The following is a 17331-nucleotide window of genomic DNA, read 5'->3' as shown; positions in this document are numbered from 1 at the left end:
ACACCGGTCTGCCGCAGCACGGTGGACGTGCACTGCCGCGTCGGCGGCGCACCGGCGAACCGCCCGCCCGGCGCTCGGCGCAGCGCACAACTGCGGATGGAGTATCAGCGGATGGAGGATTGATCGACTGAGCTCAGAAGGAGCCGACCGAAGTCAGTGCGGCCCGAGGGGCCCCTCATGCCGCCGTCAGCGCCGCCAGGGCGCGGTCCATCGCGGCGTTGAATTCTTCCGGCGTCAGCGGCAGCCGGGACTTGACGTCCCGACTCCACTGGTCGGCGAGGACCTCGGCGGAGCCCGCCTCGACACCGTCGAGCGCCGCGTCGGCCAGGTCCGGCGGCGCGATCTTGGCCACGGGCCAGCCCGCGGCCATGTCGGTGTCGGCCAGGCCGAGGTGCACCGCTGTCACGAGCGTGCCCTGCTCGGCGAGTTCCAGGCGGACGCCGTTGGTCATGGCCCAGGCGGCGGCCTTGGTCAGGTGGTAGGCATTGGCGCCCTTGCCCCCGAACCATGACATGGCGGAGAGGACGTTGACGATCGCGCCCCCGCCGTTCCTGGCGAGCGCCGGCGCGAACTCCCGGATCATTCCCAGGTGGCCGAACATGTTGGTCTCCAGCTCGTGCCGTACCGCGTCCAGCGAACCGGTCACCAGGTCGGTTCCCGTACTGATTCCCGCGTTGTTGATGAGCAGCGAGACGTCCGGGGCGGCCTCGGCTGCGGCCCTCACGGATGCGGGATCGGCGATGTCGAGGGGCAGCACCTCGACCCCGGGCAGGTCCACGGTCTCGGGCCGGCGGGCCGTCGCGTAGACCTTGCGGGCGCCCCGTTCGAGCAGGCGCTGGGCGAAGGCGCGGCCCAGGCCGCGGTTGGCTCCGGTGACAAGGGCAACTGAGTGGGTGATGTCCATGCCCCGTACGCTAAAACCTGACGCCAACGTCAGAGGCAAGCGCTGATCAGCAGTGCCGGGGGGAGAGGAATCGCCATGACCGTCACCGAGGCCGCGGGCGAGCGGCTGATCCGCATCGGCGAGGTGGCTCGGGGTGCCGGCGTCTCGGTGCGCGCCGTGCGCTACTACGAGCAGCAGGGGCTGCTCATCGCCGAGCGCAGCCCATCCGGCCAGCGCCTCTACCGTCAGGATGCCGTCACCCTGGTCCGTTTCTTCCAGCAGATGTTCGCCGCCGGCCTGACCAGCCGAAGGATCACGGAACTCCTGCCGTGCTGGGACTCCGGGCACACCGACGCCGGGCAACGAGCCATGCTGCGCGCCGAGCGGGACCGTATCCAGGCCAAGGTCGACGACTTGCAGGCTGCCCTGGACCGCCTCGACGAGGTCATCGCGATCACGGACACGCACCCGTAGGCGCTCTCGGTCGGACGTCGCACCAGCGATCTACGGCTGGAGTACCAGGCAGGGCCTGCTCGGCCGCCATGTACACGCCGCGTGGCCCCACTAACCTCGTGCCATGAGCTGGTCGACGGGATTCTTCGGCTTCGTCGCCGGATTGCTGATCGCCGTCGTCACCGCGCCGGTCGGGGTGTCGGGGGCGGTGTTCCTGCTGCCCGTGCAGCTGAGCGTGCTGGGCGTGCCGAGTCCGTCGGTCACGCCCACCAACCTTCTCTACAACGTGGTCGCCGGTCCCGGCGCGCTGATACGCCACGCCAGGAAGGGCTGTCTCGGTGGGCCGCTCACCCGCCGGCTGGCCTTGGGCACGCTGCCCGGCGTGGTCGTGGGCGCGGTCGTCCGAGTGTTCGTCGTACCCGGCCCCGGCGTCTTCCGGGCCCTGGTCGCAGCACTCCTGCTGCCCCTGGGGCTGTGGCTGTGCCTGCGCACCCTTAGACCGCCTCGTACCGACACGGCCCGGTCGGCCCCCTCCGGTCCGGCCGTAACCGTGCTCGCCGTGGCAGTCGGAGTGGTCGGCGGGATCTACGGCATCGGCGGCGGCTCCATACTCGGACCGCTCCTGGTGGGCCTGGGCCTGCCTGTCGCCGTGGTGGCCCCGGCTGCGCTTGCCGCCACGTTCCTCACCTCCGTCGTCGGCGCCACCACATACGCTCTGCTCGCCCTCACCACCACCGGTCCCATCTCCCCGGACTGGCCCCTCGGCCTCGCCTGCGGCCTGGGCGGCCTGCTCGGCGGCTACCTCGGCGCCCGTCTGCAGCCGCACCTGCCCGAAACCGCGCTACGACTCCTGCTGGGCGGGCTCGCCACATCGGTCGGCCTCCTCTACGCCGTCCAGACTTCGACGTGAACCGTCGGCGCTTTGAACCCTGCCGGCCCATACTCCGGGTCACGGTCGGTCGGGGAAGCGGACCAGACGCAGCCGAGCGCAGCCGGTTCCGGGCACCAGGTGACGGCGAGCCGGCCGCTGCGGCCGCTCGGCCCTGGGTACGACGCGGTCCGGCGTCGGACCCGTAGCGGCGCACCGCACCGATGCGGCGATGTCGCCCCGGCGGCGCACCGCACCGACGCGGCGATGCCGCCCCCTCCGGTTCGCCATGCCCTTCACGTAGCGGATGCGCTGCTTCGCCTTCGTGCCCAGGCCACCGTCAGCGTGCCCGTCAGGGCGACGGCGGCGCACGCCGCCATGGCTGCCCTGGCTCCCCACACGTCGATGACCCAGCCCACGACCGGGGCACCGAGGGTGGTGCCGCCGGAGTACACGAGGGTGTACAGGCCCATGACCCGTCCACGCATGTCGGTCTGGGCCGACAACTGGACGGTGGTGTTCGCCGTCGTGTTGAAGAGGATGCTGACCAGGCCGACGGCAGCCATCACGATCAGGAAGACCAAATAGCCCGGAGCCACGGCGGCCACCGCCTCCGCGGTCGCGAACGCCAGGGCCCAGAAGACCAGCCGCCGTGTGCCGCCGGTGCCGCGCCAGGCCATGGCCAGCGCACCCGTCACGGCGCCGAGGCCCAGGGCAGTGGTCATCAAGGAGTATTCCTGGGCACCGCTGTGATACGTGCCGGAGAACCCGGTCAGCAGGGTCGGGAAGTTGTATCCGAAGGTGCAGACGAAGCCCACCAGGGTGATGGGCCAGAGCAGTTCCGGTCGTTGCCGCACATGGCGCAGCCCCTCCCGCACCTGGCCCTTGGGACGCGGGCCGGGTGCGGGGCCCCGGTCGCCGCTGACCCGGACGGCCAGCAAGGTAGCGATCACGACGCAGTACGTCGCGGCGTTCACGGCGAAGGCCCAGCCGATGCCGATCACGGAGATGAGCGCGGCCGCCAGCGATGGTCCTACCAGCCGTGCGCTCTGGTAGTTGAGAGCACCGAGGCTCACCGCGTTGCGCAGATGGTCCGGCCCGACCACCTCCGCCACGAAGGACTGCAGTGCCGGGGCGGAGAAGGCGCTCACCGAGCCGGTCAGCAGGGCGAGAGCGAAGACTTCATAACGTGTCACCGCTCCGGCCAGCGTGAGCGCGGCGAGCGCGGCGGCGCAGAGAGCGAGGAGCATCTGGCAGGTGATCAGCAGACGGCGCTTGGGGTAGCGGTCGGCCGCTACCCCGCCTATGAGACCGAATACGAGTACCGGCAGTGACTGCAGCGCGGAGGCGATGCCCACGTCGAGGGACCGGCCGGTCAGACGCAGGACCAGCCAGTCCTGCGCGACGAACTGGGTCCATGTTCCCGTGTTGGAGATCAGCTGGCCGAGGAAGAAGCGCCGGTAGTCGCGTATCCGCATCGCCGCGAACATGCGTCGCACCGGTTCCGGGCGTCGGCCGATGCCGGCCGTCTCGGAGCGGGTGCGCGGGGACGACGCGCTCACCGCCCCTCCTCGTCATCGGTGTCGGCGGCTGCAGCGATGACCAGCAGGTAGGCGAGGCCCTCGAGCTTCCGCGGAATCCGTTCGAGCGCGACCACCTCGAAGTGCGCCGCACCCAGCAGCTGCCGTGCTTCGCTCTCGGTGAACCAGCGGGAGATCCGGCCGTCGTCCGCGTGGTTGGCCACGCCGTCCGGCCTCTCCTCGGCCGTGCTGAAAAGGCTGAGCGCCAGCAGTCCTCCGGGGCGCAGCGCCCGGCGTACAGCCGCCAGGTACGTCAGGTAACGTGCCGGATCCTGATGGTGCAGCACCCCGTTGTCCACTGCCGCATCGAATGTCTCGGGTGACAGGTGCAGTTCGGTGATGTCGCCTTCCAGGAACGCCACCCGGTCTGCCCACCGGCTCTCGATGGCATCCCAATCGGGCAGCCGCAGCAGGTCCGTGGCCGTTACCCGGTGACCGGCCGACAGCAGGTCGACCGTGTCCGGGCCGCGCCCCGCGCCGATGTCGAGAACGTGACCGCTGCGGCTGTCCAACCGCTCCAGCAGCAGCGGGACGAGCTGCCGCATGGCGGGCTCGCGGCTCCAGGAGTCCTCGCCCGCGCGGTACCGCCGCTCGAACGCTGCGTACAGGACCTTGTCGTAGGGCGCGTCGGCGCCGACAGCGGGGGTCATGCGGGTTCTCTCCTGGGTGTCTCGGTACGCGCGCTCTGCGCGGGCACGGCGCGTGGTGGAGCAGTGGTGGCGGGGGCGGTGACTCGACTGCCGGCCGGGACGTCGGACGTGACCAGGCAGTGGGCGCCGATGAACGCGCCGCCTCCGATGTGCACCGGTCCCAGCACGGACGCTCCGACCCCCACCACGACGCCGTCGCCCAGGGTCGGATGCCGCCGTTCCCCCGGCTGTCGGCTCCGGTCCCGCCACCAGCCGACCGCTCCGATGGTGACATGGTGGAAGAGGGTGACGTCGTCGCCCAGAACGGCGTCCTCGCCGATCACCACGGCAGTCGCGTGGTCGATGAACAGACCCGTGCCGATACGGGCTCCCGGGTGGATGTCGCATCCTCCGGACAGCAGCCGCCCGAGCAGGGTCAGCACCCTGGCCGCGACACGGTGCCCGCGCCGGTGGAGCGGGTGGGCGACACGGTGCAGCCACAGCGCTGGGAGGTAGGGGGCCAGTACGGCCTCGCCGAGGCTGCGCACGGCCGGGTCGCGCTCCGCCACCACGCGGACATCGGCGCGCAGCCGCTGCCAGGTCCGACGGAACCGACGTGCGCCGATCATGCGGCCGGCTCCGGTGTGCCTGGGCGGACTCCCACGCTCGCGGCGGCGACGCGTACCCGCACGCGCGCATGGGCCTCGTCCGCCGCTGCTCGGGCGGCATCCGCGGAGGCGCCCGCGGTGATGACGAAACCGAGCCTGTCGAGGTTGTCACGGGGCGGGCGAACGGCCTGACCGGTCCGCGCGTGGAGCACCACCTCCCGCACACCGGGAGCCTGTTGGGCCGACTCCGTATCGATGCCCTCCAGGATCCCGGCCGCCGGTGCGGTCACCGCACGGATGCAGCCCACGCCGGTGATGGCGGGCGGACGTGGATGCCGCCCCAGGGCCAGGGCGATGACATCCTCGTAGATGTCGCCTTCCAGCACATGGTTGATCATCGTGGGCACGAGACCGCCGATCAGCCGGCCGTTGATCTCGATGATCTGCGGCCCCTCGCGACCGAGTACGAGTTCGGTGTGAGCATGGGAACGCCGCAGGCCCGCCGCGTCGAGCGCCTCGGTGCACACGCGGACCACGTCGTCGACGGTCCGAGCCGGCAGCTCCGCCGGAAAGCAGCCCCCCAGTTCCAGAGGGAAGGGCCCCTCGGCCAGACGGCGGTCGACGCATCCGTACACCTCGTGCCGCCCGTCGAAGGTCACTGTCTCGCAGCTGACCACCGGGCCCGGGACGAACTGCTCCACCAGGATCCGTCCGGTGCTCCGGATGCCCCGGCCGTATCCCCGCGTGGAGGTGATCGCCTCGGCCAGAGCCCGGACCTCGTCCGGGGTCTCGGCCACGCCCACATGCAGTGAGGCCATACCGTCGGCAGGCTTGACGACAACGGGACAGCCCAGGGCCGATGCCGCCGCGACCGCCTCCTCGGCAGTGGTGGCGGACCGGAAGCCGGGCTGCGGAACACCGGCCCGGTGCAGAGCGGTCCGCATGGCGTGCTTGTCGCGCAGGCGGCCGATCACCTCCGGGCTCTCGAAGGGGATGCCGAGGTTCCGGGCGGCGACCGCCGTCGGGAGGAGATGGCCGTCGCTGAGGGCGAGGAAGCCGTCGATGGGGGTCCGTTCGTGCAGCTCGGCCAGTGCCCGGGTCAGCGCTGCGGCGTCGCCGGTGGCCACGTGGGTGCGTACGGCGGCGGCCGTGCGGAGTGCCGCCTCGGCCCCGCTCGTGACCAGGTAGGGGGCCAGGTCATGGGCCACGAATGTCACTTCGTGGCCGAGGGCGGCGGCGGTCCGCACGATCTGGAAGCCGGCCGTGGGCGTGGATTCGACGAGAACCAGATGCGCCATGTCAGGCCATCACCTTTCGCGAGAGGAACGCGCTGAACGGGGACAGGTGAGCGGTGTCGCCCGCTCTCATCCGCCGAGCCGTTCCCACTCCTCGGGCGTGCCGGCATCGGGAAGCACCGTCACCACGGTCTGTGAAGGCGGCAGTGCGGCAGCGATCCGGCGGGCGGTCAGCCAGTTCGCTGCGGCGGAGCTTCCGATGCGGACCCCTGTCAGCCGGTGGAACTCGGCCATGCCGTCGAGGGCTTGAGGATAGGAGACCGCGTAGTGCTCGATCTCGTGATCGTGCAGAGCGACGAAGGGCTGCCGGATGCCGTGGCCCATTCCACCGGAACCGGCGTACTTGGGCTTGCCGTTGGGCGGCTCGGGGCTGCCGTAGGGCAGTTCCTCCGGCGTCACGCCGACAGCCCGTACGCCGGGGAATGCCGAACGCAGCGCTCTGAGCACCCCGATCAGCGTGCCGCCCGTCCCGATCGAGGCGACCCAGGCGGCCGGTGCCCTTCCGTCGAGCTGCCGGATGATCTCCTGACCGGTAGCCGCCTCGTGCAACAAGAGGTTGGCCGGGTTGCGGTGCTGGTACAGCAGCGTCCAGCCGTCCTCCTCGACAGGCGTGCGCAGGGCGGTCCTGACCACTTCGAGGAATCCCAGCTCCTTGTCCACGAGGTCCACCTGCGCCCCGCGTTCGGCGAGCACGTCGAGGAGGCTGCGCGGGCTGGCCGAGGACAGAACGAACCGTGCTGTGACCCCCAGGTCGGCGCACAGGAGCGACAGCGCACGGGCCAGGTTGCCCCCCGAGTACTCCACGACCCGCAGCCCGGCGAGCGGACTGTTCCCGTGGCGCTGCAGGGCGTCGCCCATCAGCGCGTAGGCGACCCGGTCCTTGATGGACCCGGCGGGGTTCTCCCATTCGCACTTGCCCAGCAGCCGGGCCCCGCCGTCGGGCCCGGGAAGCGGGATCAACGGCGTGTTGCCCAGCGCCGCGGCGAAGCGGCGGAAGGCGGGATGGCGATCCTCCAGCGCCGCGTAATCCGGCGGAGCCACCGCCAGTTCCTCCGGCAGGAGCGGGGCCTGAAGCGGCGGCACCGCGACAGTGTTCCGGGGCAAGGACGCCTCCGTGTGCGAGCTTCGAGGGCTGTGACGATCAGGACGCCGGCAAGCGTCTCCGGCCCACTTCCCGCTGAGTTCCCTCTGGGTTCCTCCGGTTCAGTACCGCGGCGCGCGGCATGCGGAGTGTGCGGCACGAGGGGCGTCAGCGCCGCTGTCGTGCGCACCGGCAAAGTCCGTCACCTAAGATGCATGAGCGATACATACTCTTTGTACAGGCCGCGTAGAGCGGATCTTCCAAGGGCCACAAGCCCTGGCTGCAGTAGGGCGGAACGTGCTGGCGCAACAGGTTCGGTTCGGCATCCTCGGACCGCTGGACATCCGCTGCGGTGACGAACTGGTCGAGCCGGGCGGCCTGGTCCCCGCCGTCGTGCTGGGACTGCTTCTGCTGGCGGCGGGCCGCGCCGTGCCGCTGCACCGGATCGTGGATGCGGTGTGGGACGACCTCCCCCCGGAGACCGCGTCCCACCAGGTACGCAAGGCGGTGTCCGTGCTGCGGCGCCGCATACCCGAGGGCGACCGCCTGATCGTCACCCAGACCGGCGGTTACCGCATCGATCCGGGAGTGGGGCAGCTCGACGCCGCTGTCTTCACTGGGCTGCTGGGCGAGGCGCAGGCCCTCGAAGCGGACGGGCGAACCAACCAGGCGGTGGACCGGCTACGGGAGGCGCTCGCCCTGTGGCGCGGGCACGTCCTGCAAGGTCTGCCCGGGTCGTTTCTGGAAGCAGCGGCCACGACTCTCGACGAGCGCCGCCTGGAGGCCATGGAACACTGTTTCGACCTGCGTCTGGAACTCGGCGAAGCGGCCGGACTGGTCAGCGAGTTGAGGAGCCTGATCGCGGAGCATCCGCTGCGCGAGGCGCCGCGCCGCCAGCTCATGCTCGCGCTGTACCGGTCAGGCCGCCAGGCCGAAGCGCTCGAGGAGTTCGCCTCCCTGCGCACGCTGCTGACCGCCGAGCTGGGAGTCGCCCCGGGTGCCAAGCTGTCCGCCCTGCGGGACGCGATTCTGCGCCAGGCCCCGGAGCTGGACGGTGCACCCTCGGCGGTGACCGCGGAGTCCGCCGAGGCGCGTGTCCGGCAAGGGCTGGGCGTGCCACGCACGCTGCCCTCCACGCTGAGCGACTTCACAGGGCGCCGGTCGGAACTGGCCCGGATCGCCGAGCTCGCGGGCCAGACCCCCACTGGTCCCGCCATCGTCGTGATCGACAGTATGGCGGGCAGCGGCAAGACGGCGCTTGCCGTGCACAGCGCCCACCAGTTGGCCCACCGGTATCCGGACGGGCAGCTCTTCCTGGACTTACGCGGCCACTCGGGCGAGCATCCGCCGCTGGATGTGGGCACCGCTCTGGACATGCTCGCGTGTTCCTTCGGCGTGCCCGCCGAACAGCACCCCGGCACCCTGGTCGGCAAGACCGCCCTGTGGCGCCGTCTGAGCGCCGGCCGGCGGCTGCTGCTGATCCTCGACGACGCCGTCTCCGCCGATCAGGCACGCACCCTCCTGCCCGCCTCGTCACAGAGTCTGGTTCTCGTCACCAGCAGGAACCGGCTGCCGGACGTGGACGGGGCCCTCTGGCTGCCCTTGAGGGACATGCCCCATGAGGACGGTGTACAGCTCTTACGCCGTGCCCTTGGACCCCACCGGTCATCGGGCGCCTCGGCGGCTGTGCACGAACTCGTCGAGCTGTGCGGAGGACTCCCCCTGGCCCTGCGCCTCGCAGCCGCCCGCCTGCTGCGGCGCCCCGGACGGCGGGACGCCGAGCTGGTCGAGCGACTGCGGGACGAACGGAAGCGGATCGATGAGCTGTACTCACCGGAGCGCAGCATCGCCGGAGCTCTGGCGCGGTCGTACGAGAACCTGCCGGAGGAACTGCGCAGCGCCCTCCACGTCCTGGCGCGGCACTCCGCCTCCGACCTGACGCACCAACAGGCCATCGCGCTCCTGGAGGCGGCGCCCCGCGCGGCCGAGGACATCCTGGACCGCCTGCTGGATGCCAACCTGATCCGGCAGGACGGACGTTGCCGGTATGCCTTCCACCCCCTCGTACGCGGTTACGCGCTCTGTGCGTACCACCCGGCCCTGGTGACAGAGGGCGGCTGTCGGGGACCGGAGGATCCGGCCGGGCGAGATCACCGACACCGCTGCGCCGCGTGACGTCCGGCTGCTGCCCTCTGTCCTACGCGCCGGGTGTCTCGGCCAGCCGGAAGCCCATCGCGTAGAAGGAGCGCTGGTACCAGCCGTGGCGCCGTCGGCAGCGCGCCAGGTCTCCGTACCGGGTGAAGCTGCCCCCACGTGCCACGCGGTAGCCGGCCTCGGCGCGGGCCAGATCGTCGAGGACCGGCTCGCCCCCGGGGTGGGGGCGGTAGTCGTCGGCCACATACTCCTCGACGTTGCCGGCCATGTCGTCCGCCCCGAAGGGGCTGCGGCCCGCCGGATACACGCCCACCGGTGTGGTGGTCAGTGGTCCGGCCTCCACGGTGTTGGCCAGCCCGCTGTCCCATGTGTCGCCCCAGGGATACTCCCGGCCCTCGGGCCCGGCCGCCGCATACTCCCACTCCGCCTCGGTCGGCAGGCGCAAGCGCCGTCCGGTGCGCCGGGCCAGCCACCGGGCATAGGTATCGGCATCCTCAGGACTCACCGTCCACACGGGGTGGTTGGCCAAGGCAGCCGGATATACGCCGAACTGCCAGGAGGAGGGCGGACTGATCTGTGGATTCTCCGTGAGGAAGGCGCGGTACTCGACGTTGGTGACGGGGTAGCGGGCGATCCGGAAGGCCGGTATCCGCACCTCGTACCTCGGACACTCCTTGGCGATCCAGGCCCGCTCCACGCCCACGCCGGCCCAGCGTTCGGTGACAGCGTCCACGTGCTCCGCCGGAAGCCCCAGGCACACCTGCGCCTCCGGCACCTCCAGCATCGCGGGACGGTACACGTCGATCCGTGGATCTCCCAGCAGGGCCAGCAGGCTTCCCGCAGCCAGCCGGGTCAGGAAGACGGCGGTCGGTTCCTCGGCGAGGGCCGCCAGCTCCAGTGGGTCGTGTCCGGCCAGCCGGGAGCACTCTGCCCCGAACCGGTCCGAAGACACGCGGTCCACGAAGGAGTCGGGCAACCCCATCGCCGCCCGGTCGCTCAACTCGTTCGGGTTGACCACCGTTTTCACTCGCCCTGCGCAGCCCTCGGTGCGGGCGTCTCGTAGACGGAGCCGTCGTACGAGGCGGCCAGGAACCGGTCCCCGTCCTGCGCGTAGTACACACAGGAGATGCCGGCGGTCGTCGGTCGGGTGACGACGGGCCAGGAGCCGGTGCGCGTGTCGTACACCGCGATCAAACCGGAGTAGGAGCCGGTCGCGACCAGGGCACCGTCCGCGGAGGCGGCGACGGACTTGACGGAGTGATCATGCGGAGTGGGCACCGCCGTGGCCCCCTGACCGTCCCACAGTCGCAGCACCCGGTCACGGCTGATGCTGGCGAACCGACCGTCGGGCAGCGCCGCGCAGCCGTTGGCGATCCTGCTGTGCGCGGACTCGACGCGGGCCGTCTCCTCCAGAGTGCGGGTGCTGAACCAGCCGGCCGCGGAGTCGGCGCAGACCGCGAAGATCGTGTCGCCCGAGCAGGCCACACCCTTCACCGCGTTCGCGTGCAACGACAGCGTCGTGACGTGCCGCAGTGCACCGCCCGGGGATACCGCGAAGACCAGGCCCTCACCGGTGTAGGCGCCGACGACGACGTGCGGTACTCCGTCGCGCTCGAAGGCCGCCGCGCAGTTCAGGGGGGAACGGTGCTGGTACAGGACCTCCCCGGTGTCGGCGTCGAAGACCCGGCCCAGCTGGCCGCCGGTGAGGACACGCCCTCCGACCTGGACCAGGAAGTTGCACAGGCTGCCCATGGCCGCGACGGGAGCACCGTCGACGTGGACGACACCCGCGTCACCCACCGTGTACCTGCGTCCGTCGGGCAGTTCGCAGACGGCGTTCACACTGGGGGTGCCCTGCACTCGGCCGACGTCCCACCGGCCCTCGGCCAGGTCGTAGACGGCGTACGTGGAGCCGAACGTGGCGAAGACCAGCTCATGGTCGTTCAGGAAGGCGCACGAGCGGGCCCACACCTCGGCCGGGAACTCGGCGGTGTGCACGGGCCGCAGTCCCTCGCTCGTGTCCCAGACACGCAAGGACCGGTCGTAGCTGAGACTGACCAGGGAACCGGTGGCCGCGTTGTACACCAGCCGCTTGATGCCGGCGTCGTGCGCGGGGAAGTGCGTCCGCTCATCGCCCTCGATGCGGATGATCGCGCCGTCGTCGTTGCCCGCGAACACCACTGCGGACCGGGTGATGGCGATCGTGTCCGTCTCGACGCCGCCGAGGTCGACCTCCTCGACGAGCGCACCCGTCACGAGGGACCAGCGTTTGACCGTTCCGTCGTCGCTGGACGACAGCAGTTCCCCGGTTGCGGGCAACCACTCCACGGAGATGACGTCGGCGGTGTGCCCCTCGAACTCGTGGACCATGGTGCCCGAGAAGTCGTAGACGCGGACCTTGTGGTCACGTGAGGCGGTCGCGACCAGCTCCTCGTCCGGGTGGAAGACGGACATCTCCACATCGTCCTTGTGATCCGCGAACACCGCGACCAGCTTCAGGTCGGGCACCGACCACAACCGGGCGGTGTAGTCGCTGGACGACGTCACGAGCCGTAGACCGTCGGGGCTGAAGGCCACCTGGTTGGCAAGGTGGTCGTGGAAGGCACGGGCGAGTGGCTCCCCGGTGCCGGCGTCCCACAGGACGACCTGGTTGTCGTAGCCGGCGGTCGCCACGTAGCGGCCTTCGTGGGTGGCGACGCCACTGATGGGCCCCTGATGCCGGATCATGCGATCTTCTCCTTCTCGGTCAGGTCGTGCAGCTCGATGGTGTGCAGGGTCTTCTCGGCCTTGGCCGTGAGATAGGCCCGGTTGTGCTGATTGACGTGGACACCTGTGGGGAGCGTGCGGTGCACGGTGATGCCGTGCGCCGCCAACTGCCTGGCCTTGTCGGGGTTGTTCGTCAGCAGGTCCACAGCGGTGCGGCCGAGCGCCCGGAGCATCTGCGCGGCCGCGGTGTAGTCCCGCAGGTCGTCGCTGAGTCCGAGAGCCTCGTTGGCCTCGTAGGTGTCCAGGCCACCGTCCTGCAGCCGGTAGGCGTCGATCTTGGAGTACAGGCCGATGCCCCTCCCCTCCTGGCGGAGATAGACCAGCACGCCGCCGGCTGCGTGGAGGGACACCAGGGCCTCGTCGAGTTGCGGACCGCAGTCACAGCGGGCCGACCCGAACACGTCGCCCGTGAGGCATTCGGAGTGCACACGGACCAGCGGTGTTCTCGTGTCCGCCGGGCCCAGTTCGACCGCGAGATGCTCGGCGCCGTCACGGAGTCCGTGAAAGGTCGAGACCCACGAATCCACCATCAGGCCGGTGGACAGCCGCAGCGGCACCCGCACCCGGGTACGCACTGTGCAGGGTTTGTCAGGGCCGTCGATGTAGATGTGCATGCCGGTCTCTCTTCGCATGAGGGCTGTTGCCGTCGGATGGCTCGGGAAGAGTGCGCTACACCGCGCCGCGAGCCAGGTGTCCGGTGGCGGTGAGCGTGGCGTCGATCAGTCCGTCCAGAGCCGCGGTCACGGCTGGGTCGGTGAAGATCCCGCGCGGACCGAGGCGGGCGACGGCGTTTCCCACGGCGACCCGGCCGTGCTCCACCACCAGCGCCCCGGCGCGCTCCAGCACCCTGTGGAGTTCGGGCTGAACCTCCGCGCCCCCTCTCCTGCCGGGGGACGCCGTCGCCACCGCGACCGGCTTTCCCGTCAGGGCGCCGGCGCCCCAGGGACGGGAGAGCCAGTCGAGCGTGTTCTTCAGCCCGCCGGGCATCGATCCGTTGTAGCTGGGGCTGCTGATGACGACCGCATCGGCGGTGCTCACCAACTCCTGGGCTGCCGCGACGGACTTCGGCACGCCCTGCGCCTCGACATCCTCGTCGAAAAGCGGCAGTCCCGCCGGAGTCAGCAAGGTGCCGGTGATGTCCCGCGGGCGGCGCTCGAGGATCGCCCGGACCGTCATCAGCAGGGCGCCGTTCACGGAGTCCCGGCGCAGGCTTCCCGAAAGGAGGACGATGGTGGTCACGTGGGGGCTCCCGAGGATCTGCGGATCGGCCGGTAGAGGGGCCGACCTTCGACTTCGGGAGCATGCTCGGCGCAGGAGTTCCCGCTGCGTTCCCTCGCTCCTCCCGCGGACGGGTACCTCGAGGGGCTACGAAGCGGCAAGGTTCCCCGGGCGATCTGGACGGGCCCGGCTACGGCGAACACGGCGCAGGCAGTAACCATTCGCCGGGCCGACTCTCTGCCCTGAGCAAGGCCGAAGGCCTGCGGCAGCCGAGCCGCTTGGAGGATGCGGCGGGGGTCATGGTGGTCGTCGACGCCGGTGCGGTTCGCACGGGCTGACCAGGACACGCGGAAGGCTCCCGGCCGTCAATCCTCAGCAGCAGGATGCTTGATGCGGGCCCCTGCATCCGAAAGACGGCTTGTGCGCGGTCGCGACGGCCTCACGGGACTGCCCTCGGCCGGGCCGTGCACATGGACCGTCGTCAGGAACCGGCGGCGGACACGTGGCGAGTCAACTCGGTGGCCAGGCGTCGCATGACCGTGTGGTTGGCGCGCCGCATCGTGGCCCGTACGACAGGGGCCAGCAGCCGGTCGGCGAGGGGGGCGCGCACCCAGGTGTACGTGAACGAGATGCGGGTCCCACCGGTTCGCAGCGGTTCGATGGTGTAGGTGCCGTGGGCCTGTCGCCGGCCGGCCGCGCTGACGTTGTGTTCGACGATGCGCTTCGGCGCCTCGGCCTCGACGACCTCGATGGTGACCTCGGTCTTCGTGCCGCCCAGGGCGGCGGTCACCGTGGCGCATGCTCCGACGCCCCGGGCGGGGCCGCTGTAGCGCCAGTCGGTCAGGTAGTGGTCGGTGAACCGCTGATGGTGAGCCATGACGTCGAGGAAGCCGTAGGCCTGCTCGGGCGTCTGAGGTACATCGATCGACACGGTGACGGGCTTCATGTACCACACGGTACATGCGGCATGTACCCATTGGTACAGTCGTGACGTGGCGACCATGGATGACTCTCATCCCGAGGGCGAGGCCGGGCAAGGCGCGCTTGCGGATCGGCGCGCGCAACTGGTGGAGGCGGCTGTCGACCACGTCGCGGCGCACGGCATCGCGGACCTGAGCCTGCGCGGCCTGGGAGCCGCGATCGGCGTCAGTCACCGCATGCTGATCCACTACTTCGGCTCCAAGGAACAGTTGCTCGTCGAGATCGTCCGGACGTCGGAGCGGCGCCAGCGCGATGTGCTGTCCCGGCTTCGCCTGGAGCCCGGCCTCTCGCCCGCCGATGCCGCGCGGCTGCTGTGGCGGCACCTGACGGACCCTCGGCTGGCCGGGCAGGAGCGGCTCTTCTTCGAGCTCTGCGGGCACGCGCTGCGCGGCCGCCCCGAGGCCGTCCCGGTCCTCGAAGGGCTCGTGACGGACTGGCTGGAGCCGCTCGTTGCCGCCGAGGTCGGTGCGGGGGCAGACCCTGCCACGGCCCGGAACCGGGCCAGGCTGGGACTCGCCACCGTCCGCGGCCTGCTCCTCGACCTGCTCGCCACCGGTGACCGCGCCGGCGTCGACTCGGCGATGGAGGAGTTCCTCCGGCTGTACTACGGCCCGGAGTGAGGAGTCACCGGTCGGGCAGAGCGGCTGGGTCAGACGTCGTACCGGCGCCCGAACGAATCGACCTCCCCAAGGGCCGGGTATCCGTGCTGGTCAACGCCACGAAGCCGCTGCAAGGGCCATCCCTTCCCCAGCCGAGGACGAGAGTTCGAGGCGCGCTCGGGGCCCAGGGCCGCCGATGTGAACGGTGACCGACCGCGTACTCATGCTCGGTCCGCCGGGGTGATCTCGTCGACCAGGCCGCGGATGCGCTTCTCGATCTCGTCGCGGATCGGGCGGACCGCTGCGACGCCCTGTCCGGCCGGGTCGGGGAGGTCCCAGTCGAGGTAGCGCTTCCCGGGGAAGACGGGGCAGGTGTCCCCGCAGCCCATCGTGATGACGACGTCGGACGCCTGGACCGCTTCCACCGTGAGCACGTTGGGCACCTCGGCCGTGATGTCGATGCCCGCCTCCGCCATGGCCTCGACGACGGCCGGGTTGACGGTGTCGGCGGGGGCGGAGCCTGCGGAGCGGACCTGGACGCGGTCGCCCGCGAGGTGGGTGAGGAAGGCGGCGGCCATCTGTGAGCGTCCGGCGTTGTGGACGCAGACGAACAGGACGGACGGGGTGGCTGTGTCAGACATGGGCTGCGTCTTCCTGAGGTGCGGGAACAGCGGCTGGGGCGGTGAAGTAGCGGCGCGCGTACAGGGCGACGTACACCAAGCCGATGAGTGCGGGCACCTCGATGAGGGGACCCACGACGCCGGCGAGTGCCTGGCCGGAGGTGGCCCCGAAGGTGGCGATGGCGACGGCGATGGCGAGCTCGAAGTTGTTGCCCGCGGCGGTGAAGGCCAGCGTCGTGGCGCGTGAGTGGTCCAGACCGACGGCACGGCCCAGGGCCATGGACCCGGCCCACATGACGGCGAAGTAGACCAGCAGCGGCACAGCGATGCGGGCGACGTCCAGCGGCTGTGAGGTGATCGCGTCGCCTTGCAGGGCGAAGAGGACGACGATCGTGAAGAGCAGGCCGTAGAGGGCGAAAGGGCCGATGCGCGGGACGAGTTCGGCTTCGTACCAGGTGCGGCCCTTGGTCCTCTCGCCGATGCGGCGGGTGAGGTAACCGGCCGCGAGCGGGATGCCGAGGAAGATGAGCACGCTGCGGGCGATCTCCCACACCGACACGTCCAGGCCGGTCCGTTCCAGCCCGAGCCAGCCCGGCAGGGCGGAGAGGTAGAACCAGCCCAGTGCCGAGAAGGCGATCACCTGGAAGACGGAGTTCAGGGCGACCAGGACGGCAGCGGCCTCACGGTGTCCGCAGGCCAGGTCGTTCCAGATGATGACCATGGCGATGCAGCGGGCCAGGCCGACGATGATCAGGCCGGTGCGGTAGGCGGGCAGGTCCGGCAGGAACAGCCAGGCCAGCGCGAACATCAGCGCAGGGCCGACGACCCAGTTCAGCAACAGGGACGGCAGCAGCAGACGGCGGTCCCGGGTGACGGTGTCGAGGCGGTCGTAGCGGACCTTGGCCAGCACCGGGTACATCATCACCAGCAGGCCCAGGGCGATCGGCAGGGACACACCCGTGACGGTCACCTCGGCCAGCGCGTCACCCAGGCCCGGGACCAGGCGGCCGAGGCCGAGCCCCACGGCCATGGCCGCGAGGATCCAGACAGCCAGGTAGCGATCGACGAAGGACAGGCGTCCCGCCACGTTCCTCTCAGCGGCCGCAGCGCTCACGAGGCGGCCCCGGCAGCCGCCGTGCGGTCGGGCAGCGATTCTCCTGCCGGACGGGTCAGGATCGCGGCGAGTCGGTCGGTCATCTCCGGGACCAGCCAGTAGTAGACCCAGGTGCCGCGCCGCTCGCAGTCGATCAGACCGGCCTGCCGGAGCAGCTTCAGGTGGTGCGAGATCGTCGGCTGGGACAGGTCGAAGGCCGGGGTCAGGTCGCACACGCAGACCTCGCCGCCCGCACGGGAGGCGATCATCGACAGCAGACGCAGCCGCACCGGGTCACCCAGCGCCTTGAACACCTTGGCCAGTTCTCCTGCCTGGCTCTCGTCCAAGGGGGTCGTGAGCAGTGCTGGGCAACAGCCGCCGGCCGCATCGTCCTGACCCAGCACTACGAACTCTTGATTCGACATCTCTCTATGTTGACATCCTTCGATTCAGAGCGCAAGGTTGCATCGACAGACATCAATGCAACCCGTTGGGAGACGTGC

Annotated in this window: 18 protein-coding genes; 4 read left to right on the top strand and 14 right to left on the bottom strand. The window is 70.6% G+C overall.

Translation table 11 applies throughout. The annotated features are described in order from the left end of the window. Positions 1-175: 175 nt before the first annotated feature. On the bottom strand, positions 176-904 hold the full coding sequence (locus FDO69_RS27770) for an SDR family oxidoreductase (RefSeq protein ID WP_104782954.1): 729 nt from the start codon (positions 902-904) through the stop codon (positions 176-178). Positions 905-979: 75 nt separating this feature from the next. Here FDO69_RS27770 and FDO69_RS27765 point away from each other — a divergent pair, with 75 nt between their 5' ends. Further along, positions 980-1357: a MerR family transcriptional regulator gene (locus FDO69_RS27765; RefSeq protein WP_062931093.1), complete on the top strand. Its 378-nt coding sequence runs from the start codon at positions 980-982 to the stop codon at positions 1355-1357. Between the two features lie 103 nt (positions 1358-1460). After that, entirely contained in the window at positions 1461-2246 is a 786-nt protein-coding gene (locus FDO69_RS27760; RefSeq protein ID WP_104782951.1) for a TSUP family transporter, read from the top strand. A gap of 254 nt (positions 2247-2500) precedes the next feature. Here the strand turns inward: FDO69_RS27760 and FDO69_RS27755 are convergent, their stop codons facing one another. From FDO69_RS27755 to FDO69_RS27735, 5 genes are all read right to left on the bottom strand, one after another. Then, a complete protein-coding gene (locus FDO69_RS27755; protein WP_104782948.1) occupies positions 2501-3766 on the bottom strand; it encodes an MFS transporter in 1266 nt (421 codons plus the stop codon). After that, positions 3763-4434 carry a class I SAM-dependent methyltransferase gene (locus tag FDO69_RS27750; RefSeq protein ID WP_104782946.1) on the bottom strand — a complete coding sequence of 224 codons (672 nt, stop codon included), beginning with the start codon at positions 4432-4434 and terminating at the stop codon, positions 3763-3765. The genes FDO69_RS27755 and FDO69_RS27750 overlap by 4 nt, the downstream gene beginning before the upstream one ends. Continuing rightward, positions 4431-5042 carry a serine O-acetyltransferase gene (locus FDO69_RS27745; RefSeq protein WP_104782943.1) on the bottom strand — a complete coding sequence of 204 codons (612 nt, stop codon included), beginning with the start codon at positions 5040-5042 and terminating at the stop codon, positions 4431-4433. The genes FDO69_RS27750 and FDO69_RS27745 overlap by 4 nt, the downstream gene beginning before the upstream one ends. Continuing rightward, a complete protein-coding gene (locus FDO69_RS27740; RefSeq protein WP_104782940.1) occupies positions 5039-6319 on the bottom strand; it encodes an ATP-grasp domain-containing protein in 1281 nt (426 codons plus the stop codon). Before FDO69_RS27740 ends, FDO69_RS27745 begins: the two co-directional genes overlap by 4 nt. 66 nt (positions 6320-6385) lie before the next feature. After that, positions 6386-7420 (bottom strand): PLP-dependent cysteine synthase family protein, encoded by a 1035-nt coding sequence (locus FDO69_RS27735; RefSeq protein ID WP_199838333.1) that lies wholly within the window; start codon positions 7418-7420, stop codon positions 6386-6388. A 274-nt stretch (positions 7421-7694) separates the two neighbouring features. Here FDO69_RS27735 and FDO69_RS27730 point away from each other — a divergent pair, with 274 nt between their 5' ends. Further along, complete coding sequence (locus tag FDO69_RS27730; RefSeq protein WP_104782937.1) at positions 7695-9572, top strand: AfsR/SARP family transcriptional regulator; 1878 nt, start codon at positions 7695-7697, stop codon at positions 9570-9572. A 22-nt stretch (positions 9573-9594) separates the two neighbouring features. On the opposite strand, the gene FDO69_RS27725 is transcribed toward FDO69_RS27730, so the two are convergent. The 5 genes from FDO69_RS27725 to FDO69_RS27705 all read right to left on the bottom strand — a co-directional run bounded on the left by FDO69_RS27725 (position 9595) and on the right by FDO69_RS27705 (position 14481). After that, complete coding sequence (locus FDO69_RS27725; RefSeq protein WP_234388144.1) at positions 9595-10569, bottom strand: formylglycine-generating enzyme family protein; 975 nt, start codon at positions 10567-10569, stop codon at positions 9595-9597. Positions 10570-10574: 5 nt separating this feature from the next. Then, on the bottom strand, positions 10575-12278 hold the full coding sequence (locus tag FDO69_RS27720; protein ID WP_104782934.1) for a WD40 repeat domain-containing protein: 1704 nt from the start codon (positions 12276-12278) through the stop codon (positions 10575-10577). After that, complete coding sequence (locus tag FDO69_RS27715) at positions 12275-12931, bottom strand: GTP cyclohydrolase II (RefSeq protein WP_104782931.1); 657 nt, start codon at positions 12929-12931, stop codon at positions 12275-12277. The genes FDO69_RS27720 and FDO69_RS27715 overlap by 4 nt, the downstream gene beginning before the upstream one ends. 55 nt (positions 12932-12986) lie before the next feature. Continuing rightward, positions 12987-13556, bottom strand: coding sequence for an NADPH-dependent FMN reductase (locus tag FDO69_RS27710; RefSeq protein ID WP_159030655.1), 570 nt, complete (start codon positions 13554-13556; stop codon positions 12987-12989). A 460-nt stretch (positions 13557-14016) separates the two neighbouring features. Continuing rightward, complete coding sequence (locus FDO69_RS27705; protein WP_104782925.1) at positions 14017-14481, bottom strand: SRPBCC family protein; 465 nt, start codon at positions 14479-14481, stop codon at positions 14017-14019. Positions 14482-14536: 55 nt separating this feature from the next. Between FDO69_RS27705 and FDO69_RS27700 the strand changes: the two genes are divergently transcribed. Beyond that, positions 14537-15136 carry a TetR/AcrR family transcriptional regulator gene (locus FDO69_RS27700; protein WP_104782923.1) on the top strand — a complete coding sequence of 200 codons (600 nt, stop codon included), beginning with the start codon at positions 14537-14539 and terminating at the stop codon, positions 15134-15136. 200 nt (positions 15137-15336) lie between these two features. Here FDO69_RS27700 and FDO69_RS27695 read toward each other — a convergent pair whose 3' ends face one another. The 3 genes from FDO69_RS27695 to FDO69_RS27685 are packed head-to-tail and all read right to left on the bottom strand — an operon-like array spanning position 15337 to position 17253. Then, positions 15337-15756, bottom strand: coding sequence for an arsenate reductase ArsC (locus tag FDO69_RS27695; protein WP_104782920.1), 420 nt, complete (start codon positions 15754-15756; stop codon positions 15337-15339). After that, on the bottom strand, positions 15749-16822 hold the full coding sequence (arsB, locus tag FDO69_RS27690; RefSeq protein ID WP_104782918.1) for an ACR3 family arsenite efflux transporter: 1074 nt from the start codon (positions 16820-16822) through the stop codon (positions 15749-15751). The genes FDO69_RS27695 and arsB overlap by 8 nt, the downstream gene beginning before the upstream one ends. Positions 16823-16845: 23 nt before the next feature. Next, on the bottom strand, positions 16846-17253 hold the full coding sequence (locus FDO69_RS27685) for an ArsR/SmtB family transcription factor (RefSeq protein ID WP_104782916.1): 408 nt from the start codon (positions 17251-17253) through the stop codon (positions 16846-16848). Positions 17254-17331 lie beyond the last annotated feature (78 nt).

It is taken from the genome of Streptomyces tibetensis (assembly GCF_007655005.1).
In the GTDB taxonomy this organism is placed as follows: Bacteria; Actinomycetota; Actinomycetes; order Streptomycetales; family Streptomycetaceae; genus Streptomyces; species Streptomyces tibetensis.
The sequence above is the reverse complement of the archived record's forward strand: the minus strand, read 5'-3'. Positions and strand labels throughout refer to the sequence as shown.